Annotated in this window: 21 protein-coding genes and 1 riboswitch; of the genes, 11 read left to right on the plus strand and 10 right to left on the minus strand. The window is 68.9% G+C overall.

Annotated elements, in window-relative coordinates:
* Positions 1–241 precede the first annotated feature (241 nt).
* Both ATO4_RS18740 and ATO4_RS18745 read right to left on the minus strand, forming a co-directional pair.
* Positions 242–676 (minus strand): VOC family protein, encoded by a 435-nt coding sequence (locus ATO4_RS18740; protein WP_083593066.1) that lies wholly within the window; start codon positions 674–676, stop codon positions 242–244.
* Positions 673–2,205, minus strand: a complete 1,533-nt coding sequence (locus tag ATO4_RS18745) for an ABC transporter ATP-binding protein (protein ID WP_083593067.1) — start codon at positions 2,203–2,205, stop codon at positions 673–675. Before ATO4_RS18745 ends, ATO4_RS18740 begins: the two co-directional genes overlap by 4 nt.
* A gap of 164 nt (positions 2,206–2,369) precedes the next feature.
* On the opposite strand from ATO4_RS18745, the gene ATO4_RS18750 reads away from it, so the two are divergent.
* Both ATO4_RS18750 and ATO4_RS18755 read left to right on the plus strand, forming a co-directional pair.
* A complete protein-coding gene (locus tag ATO4_RS18750) occupies positions 2,370–2,765 on the plus strand; it encodes a thioesterase family protein (RefSeq protein ID WP_280940512.1) in 396 nt (131 codons plus the stop codon).
* Positions 2,762–2,983, plus strand: a complete 222-nt coding sequence (locus ATO4_RS18755) for a SlyX family protein (RefSeq protein WP_083593069.1) — start codon at positions 2,762–2,764, stop codon at positions 2,981–2,983. The genes ATO4_RS18750 and ATO4_RS18755 overlap by 4 nt, the downstream gene beginning before the upstream one ends.
* A gap of 84 nt (positions 2,984–3,067) precedes the next feature.
* Here the strand turns inward: ATO4_RS18755 and ATO4_RS18760 are convergent, their stop codons facing one another.
* From ATO4_RS18760 to ATO4_RS18785, 6 genes are all read right to left on the minus strand, one after another.
* A complete protein-coding gene (locus ATO4_RS18760; RefSeq protein ID WP_083593070.1) occupies positions 3,068–3,598 on the minus strand; it encodes a TIGR02281 family clan AA aspartic protease in 531 nt (176 codons plus the stop codon).
* A gap of 168 nt (positions 3,599–3,766) precedes the next feature.
* Positions 3,767–4,216 (minus strand): hypothetical protein, encoded by a 450-nt coding sequence (locus tag ATO4_RS18765; protein ID WP_139802545.1) that lies wholly within the window; start codon positions 4,214–4,216, stop codon positions 3,767–3,769.
* A gap of 131 nt (positions 4,217–4,347) precedes the next feature.
* Positions 4,348–5,502, minus strand: coding sequence for an osmoprotectant NAGGN system M42 family peptidase (locus ATO4_RS18770; protein WP_083593072.1), 1,155 nt, complete (start codon positions 5,500–5,502; stop codon positions 4,348–4,350).
* A complete protein-coding gene (gene ngg, locus ATO4_RS18775; RefSeq protein ID WP_083593073.1) occupies positions 5,503–7,311 on the minus strand; it encodes an N-acetylglutaminylglutamine synthetase in 1,809 nt (602 codons plus the stop codon). It lies immediately after the preceding gene.
* Between the two features lie 4 nt (positions 7,312–7,315).
* Positions 7,316–9,091 carry an N-acetylglutaminylglutamine amidotransferase gene (locus tag ATO4_RS18780; protein WP_083593074.1) on the minus strand — a complete coding sequence of 592 codons (1,776 nt, stop codon included), beginning with the start codon at positions 9,089–9,091 and terminating at the stop codon, positions 7,316–7,318.
* Between the two features lie 195 nt (positions 9,092–9,286).
* The gene (locus tag ATO4_RS18785) at positions 9,287–11,074 is read right to left on the minus strand and encodes a sensor domain-containing phosphodiesterase (RefSeq protein ID WP_083593075.1); all 1,788 of its coding nucleotides are present in this window, start codon (positions 11,072–11,074) and stop codon (positions 9,287–9,289) included.
* Positions 11,075–11,269: 195 nt separating this feature from the next.
* Positions 11,270–11,521, plus strand: a riboswitch (cobalamin riboswitch).
* A gap of 34 nt (positions 11,522–11,555) precedes the next feature.
* Between ATO4_RS18785 and ATO4_RS18790 the strand changes: the two genes are divergently transcribed.
* The 8 genes from ATO4_RS18790 (at position 11,556) to bluB (ending at position 20,485) form a co-directional block, all read left to right on the plus strand.
* Positions 11,556–11,747 (plus strand): CbtB-domain containing protein, encoded by a 192-nt coding sequence (locus ATO4_RS18790; RefSeq protein ID WP_083593076.1) that lies wholly within the window; start codon positions 11,556–11,558, stop codon positions 11,745–11,747.
* A 90-nt stretch (positions 11,748–11,837) separates the two neighbouring features.
* Complete coding sequence (locus ATO4_RS18795; protein WP_083593077.1) at positions 11,838–12,611, plus strand: CbtA family protein; 774 nt, start codon at positions 11,838–11,840, stop codon at positions 12,609–12,611.
* A gap of 2 nt (positions 12,612–12,613) precedes the next feature.
* Positions 12,614–13,138 carry a bifunctional adenosylcobinamide kinase/adenosylcobinamide-phosphate guanylyltransferase gene (gene cobU / locus ATO4_RS18800; RefSeq protein ID WP_083593078.1) on the plus strand — a complete coding sequence of 175 codons (525 nt, stop codon included), beginning with the start codon at positions 12,614–12,616 and terminating at the stop codon, positions 13,136–13,138.
* Between the two features lie 58 nt (positions 13,139–13,196).
* Positions 13,197–14,309, plus strand: coding sequence for a cobalamin biosynthesis protein CobW (gene cobW, locus ATO4_RS18805; protein ID WP_083593079.1), 1,113 nt, complete (start codon positions 13,197–13,199; stop codon positions 14,307–14,309).
* Positions 14,310–14,318: 9 nt separating this feature from the next.
* On the plus strand, positions 14,319–18,521 hold the full coding sequence (gene cobN, locus ATO4_RS18810) for a cobaltochelatase subunit CobN (RefSeq protein WP_083593080.1): 4,203 nt from the start codon (positions 14,319–14,321) through the stop codon (positions 18,519–18,521).
* Between the two features lie 31 nt (positions 18,522–18,552).
* Positions 18,553–19,035 (plus strand): GNAT family N-acetyltransferase, encoded by a 483-nt coding sequence (locus tag ATO4_RS18815; protein WP_083593081.1) that lies wholly within the window; start codon positions 18,553–18,555, stop codon positions 19,033–19,035.
* A complete protein-coding gene (cobO, locus tag ATO4_RS18820; RefSeq protein ID WP_083593082.1) occupies positions 19,032–19,682 on the plus strand; it encodes a cob(I)yrinic acid a,c-diamide adenosyltransferase in 651 nt (216 codons plus the stop codon). Before ATO4_RS18815 ends, cobO begins: the two co-directional genes overlap by 4 nt.
* A 110-nt stretch (positions 19,683–19,792) precedes the next feature.
* On the plus strand, positions 19,793–20,485 hold the full coding sequence (gene bluB, locus ATO4_RS18825; protein WP_139802546.1) for a 5,6-dimethylbenzimidazole synthase: 693 nt from the start codon (positions 19,793–19,795) through the stop codon (positions 20,483–20,485).
* Between the two features lie 68 nt (positions 20,486–20,553).
* Here bluB and ATO4_RS18830 read toward each other — a convergent pair whose 3' ends face one another.
* Both ATO4_RS18830 and pcaD read right to left on the minus strand, forming a co-directional pair.
* Complete coding sequence (locus ATO4_RS18830; RefSeq protein ID WP_083593084.1) at positions 20,554–21,612, minus strand: 3-carboxy-cis,cis-muconate cycloisomerase; 1,059 nt, start codon at positions 21,610–21,612, stop codon at positions 20,554–20,556.
* The gene (gene pcaD, locus ATO4_RS18835) at positions 21,609–22,415 is read right to left on the minus strand and encodes a 3-oxoadipate enol-lactonase (RefSeq protein ID WP_083593085.1); all 807 of its coding nucleotides are present in this window, start codon (positions 22,413–22,415) and stop codon (positions 21,609–21,611) included. Before pcaD ends, ATO4_RS18830 begins: the two co-directional genes overlap by 4 nt.
* A 152-nt stretch (positions 22,416–22,567) precedes the next feature.
* Between pcaD and ATO4_RS18840 the strand changes: the two genes are divergently transcribed.
* Complete coding sequence (locus ATO4_RS18840; protein WP_083593086.1) at positions 22,568–23,518, plus strand: carbohydrate kinase; 951 nt, start codon at positions 22,568–22,570, stop codon at positions 23,516–23,518.
* Positions 23,519–23,613 lie beyond the last annotated feature (95 nt).

Here is a 23,613-nt window from a genome sequence, read left to right on the forward strand (position 1 = left end):
CGCCCTGCGACACCCCCCTCTGTCCGGCCGGACATCTCCCCCACAAGGGGGGAGATCGAACTCGCTCCAAAGACGGTCGCCAGAACGCAGGGCAGATACCCCTTGCAGAGAGGACGATTGGCAGGCGCTGCTGTTGAAGCTGTCGGTCTCCCCCCCTGTGGGGGAGATGGGCGGCAGCCCAGAGGGGGGTGCCACGGGCGCCGCGCTTCACCACCATGGGCGCAAGGGGCAGGCGCCGGCCTCATGACGCCTCCGCCAGGTCGATCCGGCCAGCCTCGTCCAGCCGCCAGAACGGATTGTGCGCGACTTCCCAGAGATGGCCGTCGGGATCGCGGAAATTGCCCGAATAGCCGCCCCAGAAGACCTTCGACGGCGGCTTGACCGGGCTGGCGCCCGCCGCGACCGCGCGGCCATAGAAGGCGTCGACGGCATCCGGGCCGTCGAAATTCACCGCCAGCGCCATCGAGCCGGAGCCGGGCGCAAGCTCGCCCTCGCCGCCGTCGGCGGTCATGTCGTCCCGGTTCCACAGCGACAGCACGATCCCCTCGCCGATCATGAAGGCGGTGCGCTCGACGCTGTCGGACGACTTCTGCCAGCCGAGCGCCTCGTAGAAGGCGACCGATCGCGCGACGTCTTCGACGCCCAGCGTGACGAGGGTGATGCGGGCAGGGTTCATTCGGCGGCTTCCCTCTCGTCGACGCCGGCCATCAGCAGCCCCACATCGCCCTCGCTCGCCTCCGGCCCTCGCTCGCCGACGATCCTGCCGGCGAACATCACGAGGAGGCGGTCGGAGAGGGCGCGGATCTCGTCCAATTCGACCGAGACGAGGAGGATGGCCTTGCCGGCGTCGCGCATGGCGACGATGCGCTTGTGGATGAACTCGATCGCGCCGACGTCGACGCCGCGGGTCGGCTGGCCGATGAGGAGCACGTCCGGGTCGCGCTCCATTTCTCTCGCCAGCACGATCTTCTGCTGGTTGCCGCCGGAGAAGTTGGCGGTCTTCAGCCGGCAGTCGGCCGGACGGATGTCGTAGGCGGCGATCTTTTCCCTGGCGTCCCGGCGCATGGCGTCCTGGTCGAGGAGGGGGCCCTTGCGGTAGCGCGGATCGTCCTGATAGCCGAGGATGGCGTTCTCGTTCTCCTCGAAGGGCAGGACGAGGCCCATGTGGTGCCGGTCCTCGGGCACGTGGGCGCAGCCGATGCGGCGGATCTCGGCCGGGTCGCCGTCTTTTGCAGGGTCCAGTTCGCGCCCGCAGAGGACGACGCGGCCGCGCTCGGCGCGGCGGATGCCGGACAGCGCCTCCAGGAGTTCGCTCTGGCCGTTGCCGGCCACCCCCGCGATGCCGACGATCTCGCCGGCGCGGACCTCGAAGGAGACGTCGTCCACCATGGTGACGCCGCGGGAATCCTTCACCGTCAGGTTCTTCACCGTCAAAAGCGGCGCGCCGGGGCTCGCCGCCCCCTTGTCGACGGTGAGCAGGACCCGCCGCCCGACCATCAGCTCGGCGAGTTCGGCGACCGAGGTCTCGGCGGTCGGCCGCGTCGCCACCATCTCGCCCTGGCGCATCACCGAGACGGTGTCGGTGATCGCCATGATCTCGCGCAGCTTGTGGGTGATCAGGATGATCGTCTTGCCCTCGTCGCGCAGCTGCCTCAGCACCGCAAAGAGATGGTCGGCCTCGGACGGGGTGAGGACGCCGGTCGGCTCGTCGAGGATCAGGATGTCGGCGCCGCGATAAAGCGCCTTGAGGATCTCCACCCGCTGCTGCAGGCCGACCGGCAGGTCCTCGATGATCGCGTCGGGATCGACGTCGAGGCCGTGATCGGCCTCGAGCCGCTTCAGTTCCTTGCGGACGGTGGCGATCCCCGACGACAGGAACGCCGAGCGCTCGGCCCCCAGCATGACGTTCTCGACGACGGTGAGGTTGTGGACCAGCATGAAGTGCTGGTGGACCATGCCGATGCCGGCGGCGATCGCGGCATTCGGGTCGGTGATCGCGGCGGTCCTGCCGCCGACGCGGATCTCGCCGCGATCGGCCTGGTAGAAGCCGTAGATGATCGACATGAGCGTCGATTTGCCGGCGCCGTTCTCGCCGACGATGCCGTGGATGGTGCCCCGCTCCACCGTCAGGTGGATGTTCCTGTTGGCTCTGACGGCACCGAAGCGCTTGTCGATGCCGATCAGTTCGATCGCCGCTTCGGCCATGGGAGATCAGGACTTCCGTCGTTGTTTTGCAGAGAGTAATCAGCCAATCCTTCAAAGGCCATAGGCAATTCGGCGCGGACGGATGGAGGAGGCGAGGGGTGAGCGGCAGCAATGGCGAGAGCGACCGGGCGCGGGCGGAGCCGAGGCGGCGATCGCAGTTTCGCCTGTTCCGCACCTTGACGACCCGCTGGTCGGACAACGACATCTACGGCCATATGAACAACGTCGTGCACTATGCCCTGTTCGACTCGGCGGTGAACGGCTGGCTGATCGAGACCGGTCTTCTCGATCTTCATGGCGGCGAGGAAATCGGACTCGTGGTGGAGACCGGTTGCCGTTACCATGGCGAACTGGCCTTCCCCGATCCCGTGACGGCGGGCATCGGGATCAGCCGTCTCGGCCGCTCGTCGGTGCGCTACGAGATCGCCCTGTTTCGCGGCGAGGGTGAGATCGCGGCGGCGGAGGGGTTCTTCGTCCACGTCAATGTCGACCGCAGGACGCGGCGTCCGGTGGCGATCGGGCCGGCGAGACGCGCAAAATTCGAGGAGATACTTCTATGAGCGAGCCGAACGAGGGCACCGGTCCCCGGATCGAGGATCTCGAGGTGATGGTCTCGCACCAGGCGCGCACCATCGAGGAATTGTCCGAGGAGCTGACACGGGCGTTCCGCATGATCGAGCGGTTGCAGCATCTGACCCAGGCGCTGGGCGAGCGGCTCGGCGCGATCGAGGACGTCGCCCTCGCCAAGCCCGGCGCGCAGAAGCCGCCGCACTACTGAACCGCCTCTCGGCCGGGCCGATGCGGCCGATCCGGGCGAAGCCGGCGGGACCGCCCGGCCTTCGGACGAGCGAAGACGGCGCGGTCAGTCGCGCAGCGTCAGTGCGCCGTTCTCGACGGAATAGCCCTTCAGCCGCTTCAGGAAGCTCATGCCGAGCAGCGACAGGGGCAGGTCCGTGTCGCGGATCACCATCGCCTCGACGTCGCGCACCCTGACGGCTCCGATGGCGATCTCGTTGATCGTCGCGCGCGCTCCCATGGTCACGCCATTGGCCGTCTGGACGGGCTCGACGAAGTCGCCCGCCGACAGCGTGATGCCAAGCCGCCGCGCGGTGGCCTCGTCGAGGGCGACGGCGCTGGCGCCGGTGTCGACGAGGACCGGCACCTGGCGCCCGTTCATCACGACGCTCGCCCTGAAATGCCCGTCGCGGTCGCCGTCGATGCGGGTCTGGCGCGGCGGTCTGGGCACCGGCGCGGCCGCCTCGACCACCGGCGGCCCGGCATCGAGCTTTTCCGGCGAGCCCGACAGGATGTTCGCCTGGTAGCGCTCGAACAGCGAGGGCGCGGCGAGCGCCGCCACCGAGGCAAGCACCAGGAGGATCAGGTGATTGTGCATCGTTTCGCCTCTGCCGTCCGGAACGGAAGGCGATCCTAGCCCGCCGGCGGTTTCACCGGGGTAAAGGCGGGAGAGCGGATCTTCGGTCGAGGCCGAGAGTCCGGTCGCGCTCACCGCTCACCGGGCGCCTGGCGCCGCCGCCCCCGGCGCAGAACCTGCAGGATGTCGCTAATCCGGCGGGCCGAGGTGCGGTGTCTCGTCCTCCGGGCGGAACTTCATCGCCGCCTCCCAGCCTTCCCGCCTTGCGTCCTCCAGCGCCTCCTCCCGCGCCGCGATCTCGTCCTCGAGCGCCTCGCGCAGCAGCCGCTGATGGCGCATGGCGAGGCCGATGAGCAGCATCGCCAGCATCGACAGCGCCGAGAAGGCCTGGCGCTTGTCGAGCTCCTGCACCGGCTCGGCGCCGATCAGCGCGGCGACCGCGATGAAGCAGAGGACGAGGCCGACGATCACCACGCCCCGCGCCAGGACGAGGGCGACGAGGAAGGCTGCTAGGATGGCGAGCGCCAGGACCGGATGGTCTCTGGCCGCGGCCAGGCAATCCTGGGCGAGCGCGCCGAGCAGCACCAGGAGGCTCCACAGGAGCCGGCCGGGGATGGCGACGATGTCGTCGACGCTCATGGGCGCGGTCGGCTCCCTCATAGCGCCGTGCGTCCTGTCGGACGCATGAAGGACGCTTGCAACACTCTCGTTCCACGCACCGGGCTTTCCGAGAATCGTTGCCGATGTCCGGGCCGATGCGGGAGGCGGCTCTACTCCGCCGGATCGGTATCGCTGGCGAGCTCCTGCGCCGCCTCGACGTCCGGCTGGCGGGTGAAGCCCTTCAGCCCCGCATGATAGTTGCGGTCGCGCTCGATCTCCACCGGGGAGGTGAGATAGGCGGTGACGAGTTCGGCGAGCGAGCGCAGCGCGTGGACATGGATGCGCTCGTAGCCGTGGGAGGCATCGACGCCGAAAGTGATCAGCGCCGTACGCACGTCGTGGCCGGCCTCGATGGCGGAGGCCGAGTCCGAGCGGTAGTAGCGGAAGATGTCCTTCTGGTAGCGGATGTCCTCGTCCTGGCAGAGCCGCACCAGCTTCTTGGTCAGGTGATAGTCGAACGGCCCGGTCTGGTCGGCCATGGCGACGGTGACGCCGAATTCGGAGGAGTTCTGGCCGGGGGCGGAGGTGCCGTTGTCGATGGCCAGCATGGAGGCGATGTCGGGCGTCAGGATCGAGGCGGCGCCGACGCCGACCTCCTCGGCGATGGTGAACAGCCAGTGGGTGTCGACGGGGGTCGCAACGCCCTCGTCCTCCATCGCCTTGATCGCCGCCAGCATCACCGCGACGCCGGCCTTGTTGTCGAGATGGCGCGAGACGATGAAGCCGTTGTCGAGGAATTCCGGCTGCGGGTCGATCGACACCGTGTCGCCGACCTCGATGCCCAGCTTGGCCAGCTCGGCCGTGTCGCGGGACAGGGCATCGACGCGCAGCTCGACATAGTCCCAGCCGACGGGAAGCGTGTCGACCTCTTCATTGTAGGTGTGGCCGGAGGCCTTCAGCGGCAGGATGGTGCCGCGATAGGTGCCGGCGTCGGAGAAGATCATGCAGCGGGCGCCCTCCGCGAAGCGCGCCGACCAGTGGCCGATCGGCACCAGCTCGAGGCGGCCGTTCTCCTTCAGCCGCTTGACCTGCGCGCCGAGGGTGTCGAGATGGCTGACGACGGCTCTCGCCGAGGCGCGGCGGGACCCCTGGCGCAGCGCCGAGATCGCCCCGCGGCGGGTCAGCTCGACCTTCAGGCCGAGGCGCTCCAGCTCCTTGGCGACGTGGCGCACCACCGTGTCGGTGTAGCCGGTCGGGCTCGGAATCTTCAGGAGCGCCTTGAGCTGGTCGGTCAGATACCCGGTATCGATCGTAAGCCTCGGCACTCAATCCTCCTTGCGCGACCTCTTCTGATGGGTGCGGGCCGCTCGCACCGAAAATGGCACCGACAGCGGGAACAACAGATCGACGAAGCGCTCCGCCGTCGGCTGCGGTTCGTGATTGGCCAGTCCCGGCCGCTCGTTCGCCTCGATGAACACGTAGTCGGCCAAGGCCGGCGACTTGATCATCAGGTCGATGCCGGTCACCGGTATCTCAATTGCCCGTGCGGCGGCAACAGCCGCCTCGACGAGGGCGGGGTGAATGTCGCCGGTGACGTCGTGGATGGTGCCGCCGGTGTGGAGATTGGCGGTCTTCCTGACGGTGATGCGCTCGCCCTCCGGCGGCACGTCGTCCATGGCAAATCCCGCCTGTTTCACGCAGCGCTCCGTTTCGGCGTCCATCGGCACCTTGCTCTCGCCGCCGGTCGCCGCCGAGCGGCGGCGCGACAGATGCTCGATCAGGTCCCGGACGCTGGAACGGCCGTCGCCGGTGATCACCGGCGGCTTGCGCAGGGCGGCGGCGACGAGGCGGTAGTCGATGACGATCAGCCGCAGGTCGTTGCCCTGGAAGCAGGCCTCGAGGAGGACGTTCGGCGAGTGCTGCCGCGCCGCCTCGATGGCGGTCCTGGCTTCCGCCAGCGTCTCGATGCCGACGGAGATGCCGCGGCCCTGCTCGCCCCTCGCCGGCTTCACGACGATCTGGCCATGGGTCTCGATGAAGGCGGCGATGGCCGCGTCGTCGCTGTCGCCGGAAATCTGCTCCGGCACCGTCACGCCGGCCGCCTCGACCATGCGCCGGGTCACCATCTTGTCGTCGCAGATCGACATGGCGACCGCCGAGGTCAGCTCGGAAAGGCTTTCGCGGCACAGCACCGTGCGACCGCCATGGGTCAGCCGGAAGAAACCGCCGGCCGCGTCCACCACCTCGGTGTGGATGCCGCGCCGGCGCGCCTCGTCGACGATGATGCGGGCATAGGGATTGAGGCCCTCATATTCGTCGTTCGGCCCGGTGAAGAGCCTCTCGTTGATCTCGTTCTTGCGCTTGATGGTGAAGTAGGAGACCCGCGCGAAGCCGAGCTTGTCGTAGAGCCCGATGGCCTGGTCGTTGTCGTGCATCACCGACAGGTCCATGAAGGCGCAGCCTCTTGCCTGGAAGTGCTCGGCGAGACGGCGCACCAGGCTCTCGCCGATGCCCGGATGCGGCGCCTGGGGATCGACCGCGAGGCACCAGAGCGAGGAGCCGTTCTCCGGATCGCCGAAGGCCCGCTTGCCGTGGACGCCGGTGACCGTCCCGAGGATCGCCCCGGTGGTCTCGTCCTCGGCGACGAAATAGGTCAGCGCCCGGTTGTCGCGATTGGTCCAGAAGAAGGCGGGATGCACCTGCACCATGCCGCGCGACTGGTAGATCCGGTTGACCTCCGTCGCGTCCTCTTCCGAGGCGAGGCGGCGGATGAAATAGCCCCGCGGCCGGCGGTTGCCCGGCCGGTAGGTGGACAGGTCGAGGCGATAGGTGTGGGAGGGATCGAGGAAGAGTTCCTGCGGCGCATGGCTGAGGAGGACGTGCGGATCCTTGACGTAGAAGGCGATGTCGCGCCGGTCGGGGCCTTCCTCGCGCAGGGAATTGGCGAGCTCGCGCGGGTCGGCGAAGGTCTGGCCGAAGACCAGCCGGCCCCAGCCGCAATCGAGGATGGCGTTCTTCTTCAGCCCGTCCTGGTTCGCCCGCTCGCGCGCCGCCGAGCCCTTCGGGCCGGAAGCGCGCAGCTTCTCCAGGCGGTGCCCGCGATGCGGGCGGTCGGCCTCCTTCTCGCCGGCCATCCGCTCAGACCCCTTGTTCCTGCAGCCACAGCTCGAGCAGCGCCACCTGCCAGAGCTCGGAGCCGCGCAGCGGCGTGATGTGGTCCGACGGATTGGCGAAGAGCTCGTCGAGATAGCTCTTTTGGAACAGCCCGCGACCTCTGGCCGCCTCGGACCCCAGCGTGTCCTTGACCATGTCGAGATAGGGACCGGAGATGTATTTCAGCTGCGGCACCGGGAAGTAGCCCTTCTTGCGGTCGATCACCGCCGAAGGGACCACCTGCCGGGCGACTTCCTTCAGGACGCCCTTGCCGTCCTGCTTCAGCTTCTCCTCGGCGGGAACCCGGGCGGCGAGTTCGACCAGCTCGTGGTCGAGGAAGGGGACGCGTGCCTCCAGCCCCCAGGCCATGGTCATGTTGTCGACCCGCTTCACCGGATCGTCCACCAGCATGACATGGGCGTCGACCCTGAGCGCCTTGTCGACCGGGTTGGTGGCGCCGGCCATGGCGAAGTGGCGGGCGACGAAGTCGCGCGAAACATCCTCTTCCGTCTGCCATTCCGGCGCGATCTGGCCCTTCAGCGTCTCGTGGCTGCGGTCGAAGAAGGCGCTGGAATAGGCGCCGAGCGGGTCGTTGGCGCCGACCATCTTCGGATACCAGTGATAGCCGCCGAAGATCTCGTCGGCGCCCTGGCCGGACTGCACGACCTTGATGTGCTTCGAAACTTCCCGGGAGAGCAGGTAGAAGCCGACATTGTCGTAGGAGACCATCGGCTCGGACATCGCCTGGATGGTGCCCGGCAAGTGCTCCATGAGCTCCGAGCCCGGCACGAAGATCTTGTGATGCTCGGTGCCGTAGTGCTTGGCGATGATGTCGGAGAACTCGAACTCGTTGCCGACCTCGCCATTGGCGTCCTCGAAGCCGATCGAGAAGGTGTTGAGGTTCTGCTGCCCGGCTTCGGCGAGAAGCCCGACGATCAGCGAGGAATCGACGCCGCCCGACAGGAGCACGCCCACCGGCACGTCGGCGACCATGCGCCGGTCGACGGCGAGCTTCAGCGCGTCCATGACGAGGTCGCGCCAGTCGGTGGGTGAAAGCGTCTCGTCGCCGGCGCGGGGCGAAAACTCCGGCGCCCAGTAGACCGCGTCGTCGAAGGAGCCGTCGGGCTCGATCATCCGCGTCGTTGCCGGCGGCAGCTTGCGCACGCCCTTGACGATGGTCAGCGGCGGCGGGACGACGGCGTGGAACGTCATGTAGTGATGCAGCGCCTCGCGGTCGATCGTCCGGTCGACATCGCCGGTGGCGAGAATCGCCGGCAGCGACGAGGCGACATAGAGGCGCTTGTCGTTCTGCGAGAGATAGAGCGGCTTGATGCCGAAGCGGTCGCGCGCCAGCATCACCCGGCCGCTCTCCCGCTCGGCGATGGCGAAGGCGAACATGCCGTGGAAGCGCTTCACGCAGTCGCGGCCCCAGGCGTGATAGGCCTTGATGATCACTTCCGTGTCGCCGCTCGAGAAGAAGCGGTAGCCCTTGGCCTCCAGCTCCTGGCGAAGCTCCGGATAGTTGTAGATGCAGCCGTTGAAGGCGATGGTCAGGCCCAGCTCCGGATCGACCATCGGCTGCTGGGCCTTTTCCGACAGGTCGATGATCTTCAGGCGGCGATGGCCGAGGCCGATCGGACCGCGCACCACCTGGCCGGCGCCGTCGGGCCCGCGCCGCGCCAGGCAGTCGCCCATGCGTTGCAGCCGCTCGCCCGAGGCTCCGTTTCCGTCGAAGCGAATCTCACCGCAAATTCCGCACATATCGCCTCAATCTCCGTCGATCCCGGTGGCTTTCGATGATGTCGATGCGTCGGGATATAGAGGCTGAGAGGAAACTGAAACCGCCGGCAGCGCATGTTTTTGCGTTGCGGGAGGGCGAGAGACGCCGCGGCGGCGGTGCCGGATCAAGCTTCCCGCATGATTTCGGGCGGCTCGAACCGCCCGGTCAGGACGGGATCAGGCGCGCTGCTGGCCGGCCAGCTTGTCGGCGGGGAATGACCAGACGCTCTCGAGCAGCGCGACCGGCTGCGGCCGCGAGAACAGGAAGCCCTGGCCGTTCACGCCGTCGACCTGCTCGAGCATCGCCCGCTGCTCGGCGGTCTCGATCCCCTCCGCGACGGTTTCCAGCTTCAGGCTCTTCGACAGGGCGATCAGCGAGGCGACGATCGACTGGTCGGCGGCATTGCCGGCGACTTCGGCGATGAAGGAGCGATCGATCTTGATGCAGGAGACCGGGTAGTGCCGCAGGGCGGACAAGGAGGCGAGGCCGATTCCGAAATCGTCGAAGGCGATGCCGACGCCATGGTCGCGAAGCGCCCGGACCTGGTCGACGATGCGGCTGTCCTCGGCCAGGATGATGCGCTCGGTGAGCTCGAGCTGCAGGGCCTCCGGCGGCAGCCCGTGCCGGCCAAGCGATTCCCGGACCTTCGCAACCAGCGTCCCCGGCTTGAACTGCAGTTCGAAGAGATTGACGGCGATCGTGAAGTCCGGATCGAAGCGCCGGCGCCAGATCGCGGCCTGGCGGCACGCCTCGTCGATCACCCAGGTGCCGATTTCGACGGCGAGGTGGCTCTTCTCGAGGACCGGCAGGAACATCGCCGGCGGCAGCACGCCGCGATAGGGATAGTTCCAGCGCAAGAGCGCCTCCGCCCCGGTCCAGCGCCCGTCGCTGAGGCGCACGATCGGCTGGTAGTAGAGCTCGAAGCTGCCGTCCTCCCAGGCCTCCTGCATCTCGAGGACGATGTTGCCGCGTTCGAGCGCGACGTTGCGCAGCTCCCGGGTGAAGATCCGGTGGCAGTTCCGCCCGTCCTGCTTGGCCCGGTACATGGCAAGATCGGCATTGCCGAGCAGCTGCGTGGCGTCGCTCTCGCGCTCCCGGATCGCGATCCCGATGCTCGCGCCGAACTGGACGACGTGGCCCCGGATCGTCATCGGTTCGGCGAGGCGCAGCACAGCGCGCTCGGCGACCTTCGTCGCCTCGATGGGATTGGCCTCGCCGTCCATGAAGATGACGAACTCGTCGCCGCCGAGCCGGGCGCTCACCCGCTGCCCGTCGCACAACTCGGCGATGCGTCCTGCTGCCTGGACCAGCGCCTCGTCGCCGCAGGCATGGCCGAGGGAATCGTTGATCTCCTTGAAGCCGTCGAGGTCGATCAGGAGGATCGAGGAGGCGCGCCCCGCATCGATCGAGGCCTGCATCGCATCGATCAGGAACGGCCGGTTCCTGAGGCCGGTGAGCGTGTCGTACTTCGCCTCCTCGTTGATCGCGATCAGCTCCATGTGCTCGACGGCGAGAGCGGCGAGATCGGCCAGAAGCTCGCCCTGATGGCGCGTGAACGGCCGCGGCTTCGTGTCGAGGAGGCAGAGCGCCCCGATCGCGTGGCCGGAGGGGGTGACCAGCGGCGCGCCGGCATAGAAGCGGATATGCGGTTCCTCGCGGACGGCCGGCAGGTGCATGAAGCGCGGATCCTGCGACAGGTCCTCGACGACCAGCAGTTCCCCGGTCTCGACCGGCACGCGGCAGACGGTCTCCTCGCGCCGGCGCGGCGCGCTGAGCTCGCCGAGCTGCACGTGGCAGAGCTGGGTGTCGGCATAGTGGGTCGTGACGTTGACACGCTCGAAGCCGAACATCGCCGACGCCAGCTTGACGATCCGCTCGAGCTTCTCGCCGGTCAGGGCGCTGCTGCGCCGATAGCGCTCGACTTCCCGAAGTCGCGCGGCTTCTTCGCGAGTTGGCTGATCCATGGGAAACGGGCGCTCCGGCAGACGATTTTCGTAACGATGAATGACAGGAGTTGAGAATGTGTTGGTGCAGTGATCGTTTAACCCTGAAGCTGCCGTCGGCAGGGCGACGCGTCGCCTTCGGCCGCTGCCGTTGCGATTTGCCTTGCGCTGGAGGTCGTCGCTGCTAGTTTGGAGCCGACCGGGTGGCCAATCGCGCCGCTTCGGTCGAAGGACGGTTCCCCCGCCGCCACGCGGCAGGGGGCGAAGAGGGAATGCGAAGGGCCGACCCAATCCGGGGGTCTTGATCGCAGCCGACCCCGCGACTGTAGAGCGGCGAGAAGTCGTCACCGACGTGAGGCAAGCATGACGCGCGCCCGCGCCGGAAAAGCCACTGGAGCAATCCGGGAAGGCGAGACGACGTTCGAAGACCCGCGAGCCAGGAGACCTGCCGGCCTTCCAGACCCGTCCGCCCGATTCCCGGGTGGTCGTCACGGAGGTTGATATGACGACGAAATCCCAGACCCTTGCCGGCAGCCAGTCCGGCACGCGCATCGCCGGCCAACGCATCGCCACGGGCCTCTTCGCCCTGTTTCTCGGTGCCTTCTTCATCTTCGGCGCGGGCTTTGCCCACTCCCAGGCGCTGCACGACACGGCTCACGACGTGCGCCACGCCTTCGGCTTTCCCTGCCACTGACGGTTTCGACAGGCGGCCTGCCGCCTTCCGATCCTTTCCATCAAACGTCGGTCGTGATCCGGCCTGCAGCGCCGGACAAGGGAGCCTTCCATGTTCGTGAGATATCTGCTCGCCGCCCTGGTGGCCGGGCTGTTCGTCGGCGTCGTGATGACGCCGGTCCAGTATGCGCGCGTCGTGCCGCTGATCGTCCATGCCGAGCAGTATGAGGACGGCGCCCACGACACCGGGCCGGCGCACCACCATGACGCCGGCCTGGTGTCCTCCGCACACGCCCATTCGGCGGGCGCGGCCTTCGATCCGCAAGGCGGCGCGATCATCCTCGCCCATTCGCCCGCCGGCGCGGAGGGTGAAGAGGCAGGGGCAGCCCTGTTCGAGAGCCGGGCGCTCGGCACCCTCACCGCCAACATCGTCACCGGCGGCGGCTTTGCCCTGATGCTGGCGGCGGTGGCGCTCCTGGCGGGCCGGGGCATCACCGTGCGCAACGGCGCGCTGTGGGGCCTCGCCGGCTTCGCCGCCGTGTCGCTCGCTCCCGCCCTCGGTCTGCCGCCGGAGTTGCCGGCGATGCCGGCGGCCGATCTGTCGGCAAGGCAGGCCTGGTGGATCATGACCGTCGGCCTGACGGCGGTGGGGCTCTACTGCCTGCTGCTTCGCAGGGAGCCGATGCTGCGGGCCGGCGGCGTCGCCCTCCTGGTCGTCCCGCATCTCTTCGCCGCGCCGCATCCGGCGGATCTGTCGAGCCCGATCCCGCCGACGCTCGCGGCGGAATTCGCCGTCGCCTCGCTCGCCACCGGGGCGATCTTCTGGGTGCTGATCGGGCTCGCCGTCGGCTTTGCCATGGAGCGCTTCGGCGCCGCCGAGGCCTGACGATGCAGGCGCCGCCCGTGACGCTCGTCCTCGGCGGCGCCCGCTCCGGCAAGAGCGCGTTTGCCGAAAGACTGGTCGCCGAGAGCGGCCTCGACAAGCTCTATCTCGCCACCGGCCGGGCCTTCGACGGCGAGATGGAAGAGCGGATCGCCAGGCACCGGTCGAACCGCGGCGCCGGGTGGCGCACGGTCGAGGCGCCGCTCGATCTCGTCGGCGCGCTTCGCCGGGAGGCCGGGCCGGGCCGCATGATCCTCGTCGATTGCCTCACCCTCTGGGTGACCAATCTCATGCTCGAGGAGCGGGACGTTGCGGCCGAGGCCGCCGCACTCGCAGCCTGCCTCGCAGGGGAAGGCCCGAAGGGGCCGGTGGTCCTCGTCTCCAACGAGGTCGGCCTCGGCATCGTGCCGGACAATGCCATGGCGCGGGCCTTCCGCGACCATGCCGGCCGGCTGCACCAGGAGATCGCGGCGCTGGCCGGGGCGGTCTTCTTCGTCGCCGCCGGCCTGCCGATGAAACTCAAGGGCTGATGCCCCCGGGGTCGAGCGTTTTGGCGTTCCCCCGCAACCAACGCAAAGGAGGCATGTCATGCCTGCGCCAAAAATTCCCGCCACCGTCATCACCGGCTTTCTCGGGGCCGGCAAGACGACGCTGATCCGCAACCTCCTGCAGAACGCCGGCGGCCGGAAGATCGCGCTGATCATCAACGAATTCGGCGATCTCGGCGTCGACGGCGACATCCTCAAGGGCTGCGGCATCGAGACCTGCAGCGAGGACGACGTCGTCGAACTCAACAATGGCTGCATCTGCTGCACCGTCGCCGACGACTTCATCCCGACCATGACGAAGCTGCTCGATCGCGAGACGCCGCCCGATCACATCGTCATCGAGACGTCGGGTCTCGCACTGCCGCAGCCGCTGGTCGCCGCCTTCAACTGGCCGGAGGTGAAAACGCGGGTGACCGTTGACGGCGTCGTCACGGTCATCGATGCGGCGGCGGTGGCGGCCGGGCGCTTTGCCGACGACGAGGACAAGGTCGCCGCCCAGCGCGCCGCCGATACGAGCCTCGACCACGACAATCCGCTGGAAGAGCTGTTCGAGGACCAGATCCGCGCCGCCGACCTCATCGTCCTCAACAAGGCCGACCTGATCGACCGCGACACGCTCGAAAGGGTCCGCAGGCAGACCGCCGCGGCGACGGCGCGCACGGTGAAGACCGTCGCCGCCGAGAACGGCAAGCTGCCGGCCGACGTGCTGCTCGGCATCGCCGCCGGCACCGAAGAGCTGATCGGATCGCGCAAGTCCCACCACGAGATCGAGCACGAGGGCGGCCCCGACGGCGCCCATGAGCACGACCACGACGAGTTCGAGAGCTTCGTCGTCGAGGCCGGTCCGCTCGTCGATCAGCCCGGCTTCGTCGAGGGGCTGAAGGCGACCATCGCCGAGCACGACATCCTGCGGGTGAAGGGTTTCGCCGAGGTTCCGGGCAAGCCGATGCGCCTCGTCGTCCAGGCGGTGGGCCAGCGGATCGAGACCTATTTCGACCGGCCCTGGGGCAGGGACGAGGCCCGCCGGACGCGGCTCGTCGTCATCGGCCTGCATGACGGGCTGAAGGATGCGGCCTGCGCGGCGATCGCCGCGCGGATCGAGGCTCTGGCGGGCGGGCAGGTCCCGGCCATGCCGTCGACGGCGGCCGAATAGGGGCGCGGCTTGCATCTCCTCCTTGCCCAGAAGGGCGCCATCGACGACGGCGGCGAGGCGGTGGATCTCGGCCAGTCGCCGGGCGACATCGTCTTCCTGTCGGCGGCAGACACCGAGATCGCCGCCCTGGCGGCGGCGGCGCATCGGCTGGGGTCCGGCGCGGGCGAGCTCCGCCTCGCCAATCTCCTCCGGCTGAAGCATCCGATGTCGGTCGACGCCCATGTCGAGCGAACGCTGAGACATGCGCGGCTGGTGGTGGTGCGGCTCCTCGGCGGGCAGGCCTACTGGCCCTATGGGCTGGATGCGCTGCTCGCCAACGCGCAAGCGACCGGCGGCAAGCTCGCGGTCATCCCCGGCGACGACAAGCCGGATCCGGGCCTCGACGCCTATACGACCATCCCGCTGGATGAGCGCGACCGGTTGTGGCGGTATCTGGTCGAGGGAGGGCCGGCCAATGCGGAAGGGTTCCTGCAGGGCTGCCGAGCCGTGCTGGGCGAAAGCGATTGGCCGGGCGAGGCGACGCCGCTCTTGAAGGCGGGGGTCGTGGAATTGCGCGGAAACGACGGCGCGAGGCGCGCCCCTCTGGCCTGCCGGCCATCTCCCCCACGAGGGGGGAGATCAGGCGGTGGGGAGGGCGGCGCCTGCCCGGATGCGTCTCCGCTGTCCTCAACCATCGGAGCGAAGGGCGCCGAGGCCGAACGCGGTCCGATCTCCCCCCTTGTGGGGGAGATGGCCGGCAGGCCAGAGGGGGGTGACGGCGACGTTCATCGCGGCGGCAACGATGATGACGAAGCAGGTGTGCAACCCCTCGCCGCCATCGTCTGCTACCGTGCCCTCGTCCAGAGCGGCCAGACCGGGCCGGTGGAGGCGTTGGCAGGCGCCCTTGCCGCATGCGGCCTCGACGTTCTCCCGCTCTACGTCTCCAGCCTCAAGGATCCGGTGTCGATCGAGACCGTCCGCACGCTCTTCGCCCGCCGCCAGCCCGCCGTCGTCGTCAACCTCACCGGCTTTGCCGTCTCCTCGCCATCCGCCGGTGCCGGAGCCGAGCGCGTCCCCACCGTGCTGGAAGAGCATGGCGCGGTCATCCTGCAGGCGGTGCTCGCCTCGGGATCCGAGGAGGCCTGGCACGCTTCCAGCCAGGGCCTCTCCGCCCGCGACCTCGCCATGAGCGTCGCCCTGCCGGAACTCGACGGCCGGATCCTGTCGCGGGCCATCGCCTTCAAGTCGGCGGGCGAATGGGATGCCCTCACCGAGACCGACATCGTCGCCCATCGCCCGGTTCCGGGCCGCGTCGCCTTCGTCGCCGAACTCGCCGCGCGCTGGGCCCGGCTGCGGCAAAAGCCGAATCCCGACAAGCGCGTCGCCATCCTTCTCGCCAACTATCCGAACCGTGACGGGCGGCTCGGCAACGGCGTCGGCCTCGACACGCCCGCCGGCACCATCGAGGTGCTCAAGGCGATGCGAGCGGCGGGCTATCCGGCCGCCGACATCCCCGGGGACGGCAACGCCCTCATCGCGCATCTGATGGCCGGCCCGACCAATGCCGGCACGACGGCCCGCGAGATCCGCGAGACGATGCCGCTTAAGGCCTATCGCGCCTTCTTCGGCCGCCTGCCGGAGAGCGTCCGCGAAGCCGTGCTGGGCCGCTGGGGCGCGCCGGAAACCGATCCTTTCGTGGTGGATCGTAATGGTAAGCCGGCTTTCGCCTTGCCGCTCGCCCGCTTCGGCGAGACGCTCGTCGGCATCCAGCCGGCGCGGGGCTACAACATCGATCCGAAGGAGACCTATCACTCGCCGGATCTCGTGCCGCCCCACAACTATCTGGCGCTCTACGCCTTCCTGCGCGACGTCCACGATGTCGACGCGGTGATCCACATGGGCAAGCACGGCAATCTGGAATGGCTGCCCGGCAAGGCGCTGGCGCTGTCGGAGCGCTGCTTTCCGGAAGCTGTCCTCGGCCCGCTGCCGCATCTCTATCCGTTCATCGTGAATGACCCCGGCGAGGGGACGCAGGCCAAGCGCCGGACCGCGGCGGTCATCATCGACCATCTGACGCCGCCCTTGACCCGGGCCGAGACCTACGGACCCCTGAAGGACCTCGAAGCCCTCGTCGACGAATATTACGAGGCTTCCGGCGGCGATCCCCGCCGGCTGGTGCTGCTGAAGAGCCAGATCCTCGATCTCGTGCGCGACATCGGCCTCGACCACGACGCCGGGATCGCGGCCGGCGAGGGCGACGAGGCGGCGCTGGAAAAGCTTGACGCCTATCTGTGCGAATTGAAGGAGATGCAGATCCGCGACGGGCTGCATGTCTTCGGCGTCGCGCCGGAGGGCCGGCTTTTGACCGACCTCGTCGTGGCGCTCGCCCGCCTGCCGCGCGGCAGCGCGCCGGGGGATGCCTCGCTGATCCGGGCGCTGGCGGAGGATCTGGGGCTTTGCGGATCGATCGGAAGCGATGGCGGCGGCGGGCACCCCCCTCTGGCTTGCCAGCCATCTCCCCCACAGGGGGGGAGATCAGAAGAGACTCAGGACGCCGCCGTTCCGGAAAACGTCTCGCCCGCCAATATGGTCGCAAGGAAAGATGCGCGCGCCGAACAAGGATCGATTTCCCCCTTCGTGGGGGAAATGTCCGGCAGGACAGTGGGGGGCGCCGAAGGGCGCGGCGCAGACCGAGCAAGTTCCTTCGACCCCCTCGACTGCGACATGGCGGCACCGTGGCACGGTCCTCATCCACAGGTTCTTGCGCAATTGTCCACAAGCGCCTGGCGCACGACCGGCGATACCGTCGAGCGACTGGAACTCCTGGCATCCGGCCTCGTCGACGGCACCCTTCCACAGGATATCCACTGGCCGTCCACCAGGCCGGTTCTCGAAGCCGTCGCATCGCGCCTGAAGCCGGCCATCGTCGGCTCCGGCCCGGCCGAGATCGCCGGCCTCCTCGCCGGCCTCGCCGGACGCTTCGTGCCCCCCGGCCCCTCCGGCGCGCCGACCCGGGGCCGACCGGACGTGCTGCCGACCGGGCGGAACTTCTTTTCCGTCGACACCAGAGCCGTGCCGACGGAGACGGCCTATCGCCTCGGTAAAAAGTCTGCCGAGCTCCTCGTCACCCGGCACCTGCAGGACCACGGCGAATGGCCGACCTCCTTGGGTCTCACGGCCTGGGGCACCTCCAACATGCGCACCGGCGGCGACGATATCGCCCAAGCTTTGGCGCTGATCGGGGCGAAGCCGGTCTGGGACCGGGCCTCGCGGCGGGTGACGGGCTACGAGATCGTGACGCTCGCCGAACTCGGCCGGCCGCGCGTCGACGTGACGCTGCGAATCTCCGGCTTCTTCCGCGACGCCTTTCCGGACCAGATCGCGCTGTTCGACAAGGCGGCGCGGGCGATCGGCGCGCTGGATGAGGATGAGGCCGACAATCCCATCGCCGCGCGCATGCGGGCCGAAAGGCTGGCGCTGATCGCGGCCGGCGCCAGCGAGGCCGAGGCCGAGAAGCGCGCCGGCTTCCGGGTGTTCGGGTCGAAGCCCGGCGCCTATGGTGCGGGGCTGCAGGCGCTGATCGACGAGAAGGGCTGGGACGACAAGGCGGAGCTGGCGACGAGCTACCTCGTCTGGGGCTCCTATGCTTACGGAGCCGACACCGAGGGCGCGGCCGAGCGCCAGGCCTTCGAGACGCGGCTCTCCGGCATCGAGGCGGTGGTCCAGAACCAGGACAACCGCGAGCACGACCTGCTCGATTCCGACGACTACTACCAGTTCGAGGGCGGCATGACGGCGGCCGTCGAGCATCTCTCCGGGGCGCGGCCGGTGGTCTATCACAACGACCATTCCCGGCCCGAGCGCCCGGTGGTGCGCACGCTGGAAGAGGAGATCGGCCGGGTGGTCCGGGCCCGCGTCGTCAATCCGAAGTGGATCGCCGGCGTCATGCGCCACGGCTACAAGGGCGCCTTCGAGATCGCCGCGACGGTGGACTACATGTTCGCCTTCGCCGCCACGACGGGGGCGGTCAGGGACCACCACTTCGAGGCGGCCTGGAACGCCTTCCTGATGGACGAGACGGTGCGCGCGTTTCTCGGCGAGAACAATCCTGCCGCGCTCGCCGAAATCCGTGACAGGTTCGCCGAGGCGATCGAGCGGGGCCTGTGGACGCCGCGGTCGAATTCCGCACGCGCGGAGTTGCAGCCCGCAGGAGCATCGCATGGCGGGACTTGAAGCGCGCTTTAGATCGGATCATGACATCGCCATGACCCCGATCTCCACACTTCCCCCGACCACATTCCCGGCCATCGAGCGCCTCGAGCTTCCGAGCGCGGATCTGAGGGCGTGCATCGTCGCGCCCCTCGCCGAGTTTTCGACCAAGAAGGATTTCGCCTTCATGTCGCGCTACGTGACGTTGGCGCTGCGGGACGAGAGAGGCGTCGACGGCGGGCTGATCGCCCAGGTCTACTGGGACTGGATGCATATCGAGATCCTCGCCGTGCCGGAGCGCTGGCGTGGCCTCGGCCTTGGTCGCGCGCTGATGGAACAGGCCGAGGCGATCGCCCGGGACGAAGGCTGCACCGGCGTCTGGGTCGACACCTATACCTTCCAGTCGCCGGGCTTCTACGAGACGATCGGCTATCGCCCCTTCGGGCGGCTGCCGAACTATCCCAAGGGCGAGAGCCGGGTGTTCTTCGCCAAGCTGTTCCAGCCGGACGAGACGCCGGAACCTGAGAGGGCCGCATGAGCGACGACCACAGCGAACGCAGCAAGATCACCGACGGCATGAGCGAGGCGGAGCTGAACGCCCGTCACGCCGAGAAGATGAAGAAGAAGAAGGTGGCCCGCGACAAGATCCTCGCCACCAAGACCATCGAGAAGGGCCTTCTGATCGTCCACACCGGCAAGGGCAAGGGCAAGTCGACGGCCGCCTTCGGCCTCGTCTTCCGGGCGCTCGGCAACGGCATGAAGGTCGGCGTCGTGCAGTTCGTCAAGGGCAAGTGGGAGACCGGCGAGCGCAAGATCCTGGAACATTTCCCCGAACAGGTGACGATGACCGCCATGGGCGACGGCTTCACCTGGGAGACCCAGGACCGCCAGCGCGACATTGCGGCCGCGAAGGCCGCCTGGGAGCGCGCCAAGGCGCTGATCATGGACGAGGCGCACGACATGGTGCTGCTCGACGAGATGAACATCGTGCTGCGCTACGACTATCTCGACATTGCCGACGTCGTCGCCTTCTTAAGGGAGAAGCCGGCGAACAAGCACGTCATCGTCACCGGTCGCAACGCCAAGGACGAGCTGATCGAGCTCGCCGATCTCGTCACCGAGATGGAGATGGTGAAGCATCCCTTCCGCTCCGGCGTGAAGGCCCAGCGCGGCATCGAGTTCTGAGCCGGCCGGACGAGCCCGGCATGTCGCGCAAGGAGCCCGATCGGCCCGCAGACGGCACCGGCGACGAGCTGCCCAGCGAAAGCGCGGGGCCACCGGTCGCTGCTTCGGAGATGGTCGCCGCCGGCCCGTTCTCGCAATCCGACCGGGCGGCGGTCTACCGGGCGATCGAGACGCGCCGGGACGTGCGCGGCGAGTTCCTCGACCGGCCGGTCGGCGACGCCGTCATCGCCCGGCTCTTGGAGGCGGCCCATCACGCCCCTTCCGTCGGGCTGATGCAGCCCTGGAATTTCATCGTCATCCGCGATCTTGCCCTGCGCCGCAGGATCCGCGACGTCGTCGCGCGGCGCAACCAGGAAGCCGCCGGCATGTTCTCCGACGAGCGCGCGGCGGCCTATCAGCGCCTCAAGCTCGAGGGCATCGTCGAGGCGCCGGTCAACATCTGCGTCACCTGCGACCGGACACGCGGCGGCAAGGTGGTGCTCGGGCGCACCCACCAGCGCGACACCGATCTCCTCTCCGCCGCCTGCGCCGTCCAGAACCTCTTCCTCGCCGCCAGGGCCGAGGGCATCGGCGCCGGCTGGGTGTCGATCTTCGAGCCGGAGGATCTGCGGCCGATCCTCAAGCTTCCCGAAGGCGTGGTGCCGGTAGCCTATCTCTGCCTCGGTCATGTGGAGGAGCTGTTCGGGCGGCCCGAGCTGGAAGCCCGCCGCTGGTCGAAGCGCCTCGCCCTTCAGGATCTGGTCTTTGCCGAGGGCTGGGACCGGCCGTGGCCGTTTCCGCCGGGCGGCGACGGGGAGGACTGACCGGCCCGGCAGCGCCGAGGGCTGCCCGACATGGTCGGGGGCGCGTCAGCGTCCCATGCGCGCCGCCGTCACGTCTCGGCGAGCTGCAGCTGGCCGATCAGCGCTTCCGCATTGCGCGTCGCCGCCCCCGCCGCCATCGCCATCTGCGGCAGCAGCATCCATTCCAGCGACCATGCGGCGCCGGAGCGCTCGTTCTCGTGGACGAGCGCCTGATGCATGCCGGAGACGAGGGTGGCGTTGAAACGGGCCAGCGTGACGAGGATCTCGGCTCCCACGGGATTGTTCTTGTGGGGCATGGCGGAGGAGCCGCCGCCGCCGGCGAGCTGCAGTTCGCCGACCTCGTTCTGCAGCGACAGCACCACGTCCTGGCCGAACTTGCCGAGCGCTCCGGTGATCAGCGAGAACCAGCCGGCGAGTTCGACGAGCCCGTCGCGCTCGGAATGCAGCGAGGCGGGCGCGGAAGGAAGGCCGAGGCTCGCCGCGACATCGCGGGCGATCTCGTCGGCCTTGTCGCCGAACCCCGCCCGGTCGCCGACCGCGCCGCCGATCCTGAGGGCGAAGGCGCGCGGGCCGATCTCCTCGCGCCTCAGCCGGCAACGCACCAGAGGGTCGGTCCAGGACGCCAGCTTGCGCGCGAACCGCGTCGGCTTCGCCGCCTGCATGCGGGTGTGGGCCATCACCTGTCGCTCCCCCGCCGCGATGTTCCAGCGAGCGAAGGCGTCGGTGATCGCGGCGAGCCGCCGGTCGAGGACGAGGGCGATCCCCTGCAGGCGCATCGCCAGCGAGGCGTCGATCACGTCCTGGCTGGTCGCGCCCTTGTGGAGCGCCTTGCCGGCCTCGGCGTCGAGACCGGCGCGAAGCTGCGCCAGAAGGCTCGGCACGACGACGCCGTCGCGGGCGGTTCCCGCGGCGAGCGCGTCGAGATCCGGCGCGAAGGCGGCGGCGCAGGCACGGATCTGGTCGCGCTGCGCCGCCTCGATCAGGCCGTTTCGACATTCCGCCTCGGCGAGCGCCACCTCGAAGGCGAGCATCGCCTCGATGTCGGCTGCCGCGGTGAAGTAGCTGGCGATCTCCTCGTCGCCGAAGAGCGGCGCGAGGATCGGATGGGCGAAGACCGAGGCGCTCACCGGGCGGTGTCCGCGGCGAAGATCTCGGCCGCGAATTCGCGCAGCAGCCGGGCCGTCTTCGCGGGCTGCTCGATGCAGGGCAGGTGGCCGGCGCCTTCGACGATTTCGAAGCGCGAGCCGGCGATCAGATCGGCGCAGGAGCGCACGAGATCGGGCGGCGTCGAGCCGTCCTGGTCGCCGACGAGGCAGAGGGTGGGGGTGGAAAGGCGGCGGGCGGTCTCGGTGTTGTCGGCGTCGCGAAGGGCGGCGCAGGATCCGAGATAGCCCTCGGCCGGCGTGTGGAGCAGCATGCTGGAATAGCCGGTGAAGGCCGGATTGTCCGGCGAGCGGAACGAAGGCGTGAACCAGCGCGACAGGATCTGGTCGGCGATCGCGGCGATCCCGTCCTCTTCGATGGCGGCGATGCGGGCGTTCCAGCCTTCCGCGTCGCCGATCCGGTGCGCGGTGTCCATCATCACCAGCCCGGCGAGGCGGTGTTCGTCACCGGCAGCAAGGCCGAGGGCGATCAGGCCGCCGATCGACAGGCCGACGACGAGCGCCCGGTCGAGCCCGTAGTGATCGAGAAGGCCGCGCAGATCGGCGGAATGATCGTCCATCCGGTAGGGGGCGGGGGGCACCTGCGACAGCCCGTGGCCGCGCTTGTCGTAGCGGATCACCCGGTAGCGGTCCGCGAGTCCCGGCACCACCGCGTCCCAGATCCGGCAGTCGGTGCCGAGCGAGTTGATCAGGACGATGGCCGGCGCGCCTTCCGGCCCGTCGGCGCGGTGATGGAGGGCGATGTCGTTGATGCGGTCGAAGGGCATGGCAGGGTCCGGCGGCTGAAGGCGGTTGGGCCGGCATCATAGGGGGAGGCGGGCGCGAAGGAAGGCCTCGAGGCGCCGCGGCGCTCTTTTCCGGCTCGGCCATTCCTGCTAGCGGCTGTGGGATCGTCGTGGCGGATAGATGGAGGTGGCGGATGTTCTTGAGTTGCGGGGATTGCCTGTTCGATCTCTTCGCGGTGCCGCAGGAGGACGTCGCGACGGTCGGCCTCGCCGGCCGGGTCGGCGGCTCGCCGCTGAACGTCGCCCTCGGCCTTGCCCGTCTCGGCCACCACGCCGGCTATTTCACCAAGATGTCGGGCGATCTCTTCGGCGAACGCATCCGCGGCTTCATGGAGCGCGAGCGGATCGACCAGCGCTTCCTGATCCCCACCGACCGCAATACCACCCTCGCGATGGTCTCGCTGGCGGCCGACGGCTCGGCGAGCTACGCCTTCTACATCGACGGCACCGCCGATCGCTCGATCGCGCCCGAGGAGGTGCCGCAGTCGCTCCCCGCGGAGGTGGAGGTCGTCCACGTCGCCTCCTATTCGACGGTGACCGAGCCGACGGCGAGCGCCCTCCTGAAGCTGGTGCGCCAGGAGGCGCCGAACCGCTTCGTCTCCTACGATCCCAACGTGCGCGCCTCGATCGAGCCGGACCTCGACGTCTGGCGCGCCAAGGTCGCCGCGCTCGTTCCCTTCGCCGCCCTTGTCAAGGCCAGCGAGGAGGACATCGCCCAGCTCTATCCGGGCCGGGCCGTCGAGAGCGTCATCGCCGAATGGGTCGCGGCCGGCGCCGAGATTGCCGTGGCCACCCTCGGCGAACATGGCGCGATCGCGCAGACGGCGAAGGGCGTTGCCGCGCGGGTGCCCGGCCAACAGGTGGCGGTGGTCGACACGGTCGGGGCGGGGGACACGTTCCAGGCGGCGCTGCTCGCCGGGCTGAAGGAACGGGATGCGCTGTCGCGGGCGGCGATCACCGGCTTTGCCGGCAGGGACGTCGAGGCGCTGCTCGGCTTTGCCGTGAAGGCGGCCGCCGTCACCTGCACCCGCAAGGGCGCCGACCTGCCGCGGCGCGCCGATCTGGGGCTTGCGCCACTCGCCTGAGGCGGCCGGAGCGGCAGGCGCTCGCCGCCGTCCTCGAAGGCCTTTCACGTGAAACCCGAACGAAAGCGGCCGGCGGATGGGATCCGCCGGCCGCT

It is taken from the genome of Aurantimonas sp. 22II-16-19i, assembly GCF_002088275.1.
Taxonomy (GTDB): domain Bacteria; phylum Pseudomonadota; class Alphaproteobacteria; order Rhizobiales; family Rhizobiaceae; genus Jiella.

What these genes read in the sequence shown, in the direction of transcription:
- ATO4_RS18740 (WP_083593066.1), bottom strand. Translation starts at nt 676, where the DNA reads ATGAACCCTGCCCGCATCACCCTCGTCACGCTGGGCGTCGAAGACGTC.
- ATO4_RS18745 (WP_083593067.1), bottom strand. Translation starts at nt 2,205, where the DNA reads ATGGCCGAAGCGGCGATCGAACTGATCGGCATCGACAAGCGCTTCGGT.
- ATO4_RS18755 (WP_083593069.1), top strand. Translation starts at nt 2,762, where the DNA reads ATGAGCGAGCCGAACGAGGGCACCGGTCCCCGGATCGAGGATCTCGAG.
- ATO4_RS18760 (WP_083593070.1), bottom strand. Translation starts at nt 3,598, where the DNA reads ATGCACAATCACCTGATCCTCCTGGTGCTTGCCTCGGTGGCGGCGCTC.
- ATO4_RS18765 (WP_139802545.1), bottom strand. Translation starts at nt 4,216, where the DNA reads ATGAGCGTCGACGACATCGTCGCCATCCCCGGCCGGCTCCTGTGGAGC.
- ngg (WP_083593073.1), bottom strand. Translation starts at nt 7,311, where the DNA reads ATGGCCGGCGAGAAGGAGGCCGACCGCCCGCATCGCGGGCACCGCCTG.
- ATO4_RS18780 (WP_083593074.1), bottom strand. Translation starts at nt 9,091, where the DNA reads ATGTGCGGAATTTGCGGTGAGATTCGCTTCGACGGAAACGGAGCCTCG.
- ATO4_RS18785 (WP_083593075.1), bottom strand. Translation starts at nt 11,074, where the DNA reads ATGGATCAGCCAACTCGCGAAGAAGCCGCGCGACTTCGGGAAGTCGAG.
- ATO4_RS18790 (WP_083593076.1), top strand. Translation starts at nt 11,556, where the DNA reads ATGACGACGAAATCCCAGACCCTTGCCGGCAGCCAGTCCGGCACGCGC.
- ATO4_RS18795 (WP_083593077.1), top strand. Translation starts at nt 11,838, where the DNA reads ATGTTCGTGAGATATCTGCTCGCCGCCCTGGTGGCCGGGCTGTTCGTC.
- cobU (WP_083593078.1), top strand. Translation starts at nt 12,614, where the DNA reads ATGCAGGCGCCGCCCGTGACGCTCGTCCTCGGCGGCGCCCGCTCCGGC.
- cobW (WP_083593079.1), top strand. Translation starts at nt 13,197, where the DNA reads ATGCCTGCGCCAAAAATTCCCGCCACCGTCATCACCGGCTTTCTCGGG.
- ATO4_RS18815 (WP_083593081.1), top strand. Translation starts at nt 18,553, where the DNA reads ATGACCCCGATCTCCACACTTCCCCCGACCACATTCCCGGCCATCGAG.
- cobO (WP_083593082.1), top strand. Translation starts at nt 19,032, where the DNA reads ATGAGCGACGACCACAGCGAACGCAGCAAGATCACCGACGGCATGAGC.
- bluB (WP_139802546.1), top strand. Translation starts at nt 19,793, where the DNA reads ATGGTCGCCGCCGGCCCGTTCTCGCAATCCGACCGGGCGGCGGTCTAC.
- pcaD (WP_083593085.1), bottom strand. Translation starts at nt 22,415, where the DNA reads ATGCCCTTCGACCGCATCAACGACATCGCCCTCCATCACCGCGCCGAC.
- ATO4_RS18840 (WP_083593086.1), top strand. Translation starts at nt 22,568, where the DNA reads ATGTTCTTGAGTTGCGGGGATTGCCTGTTCGATCTCTTCGCGGTGCCG.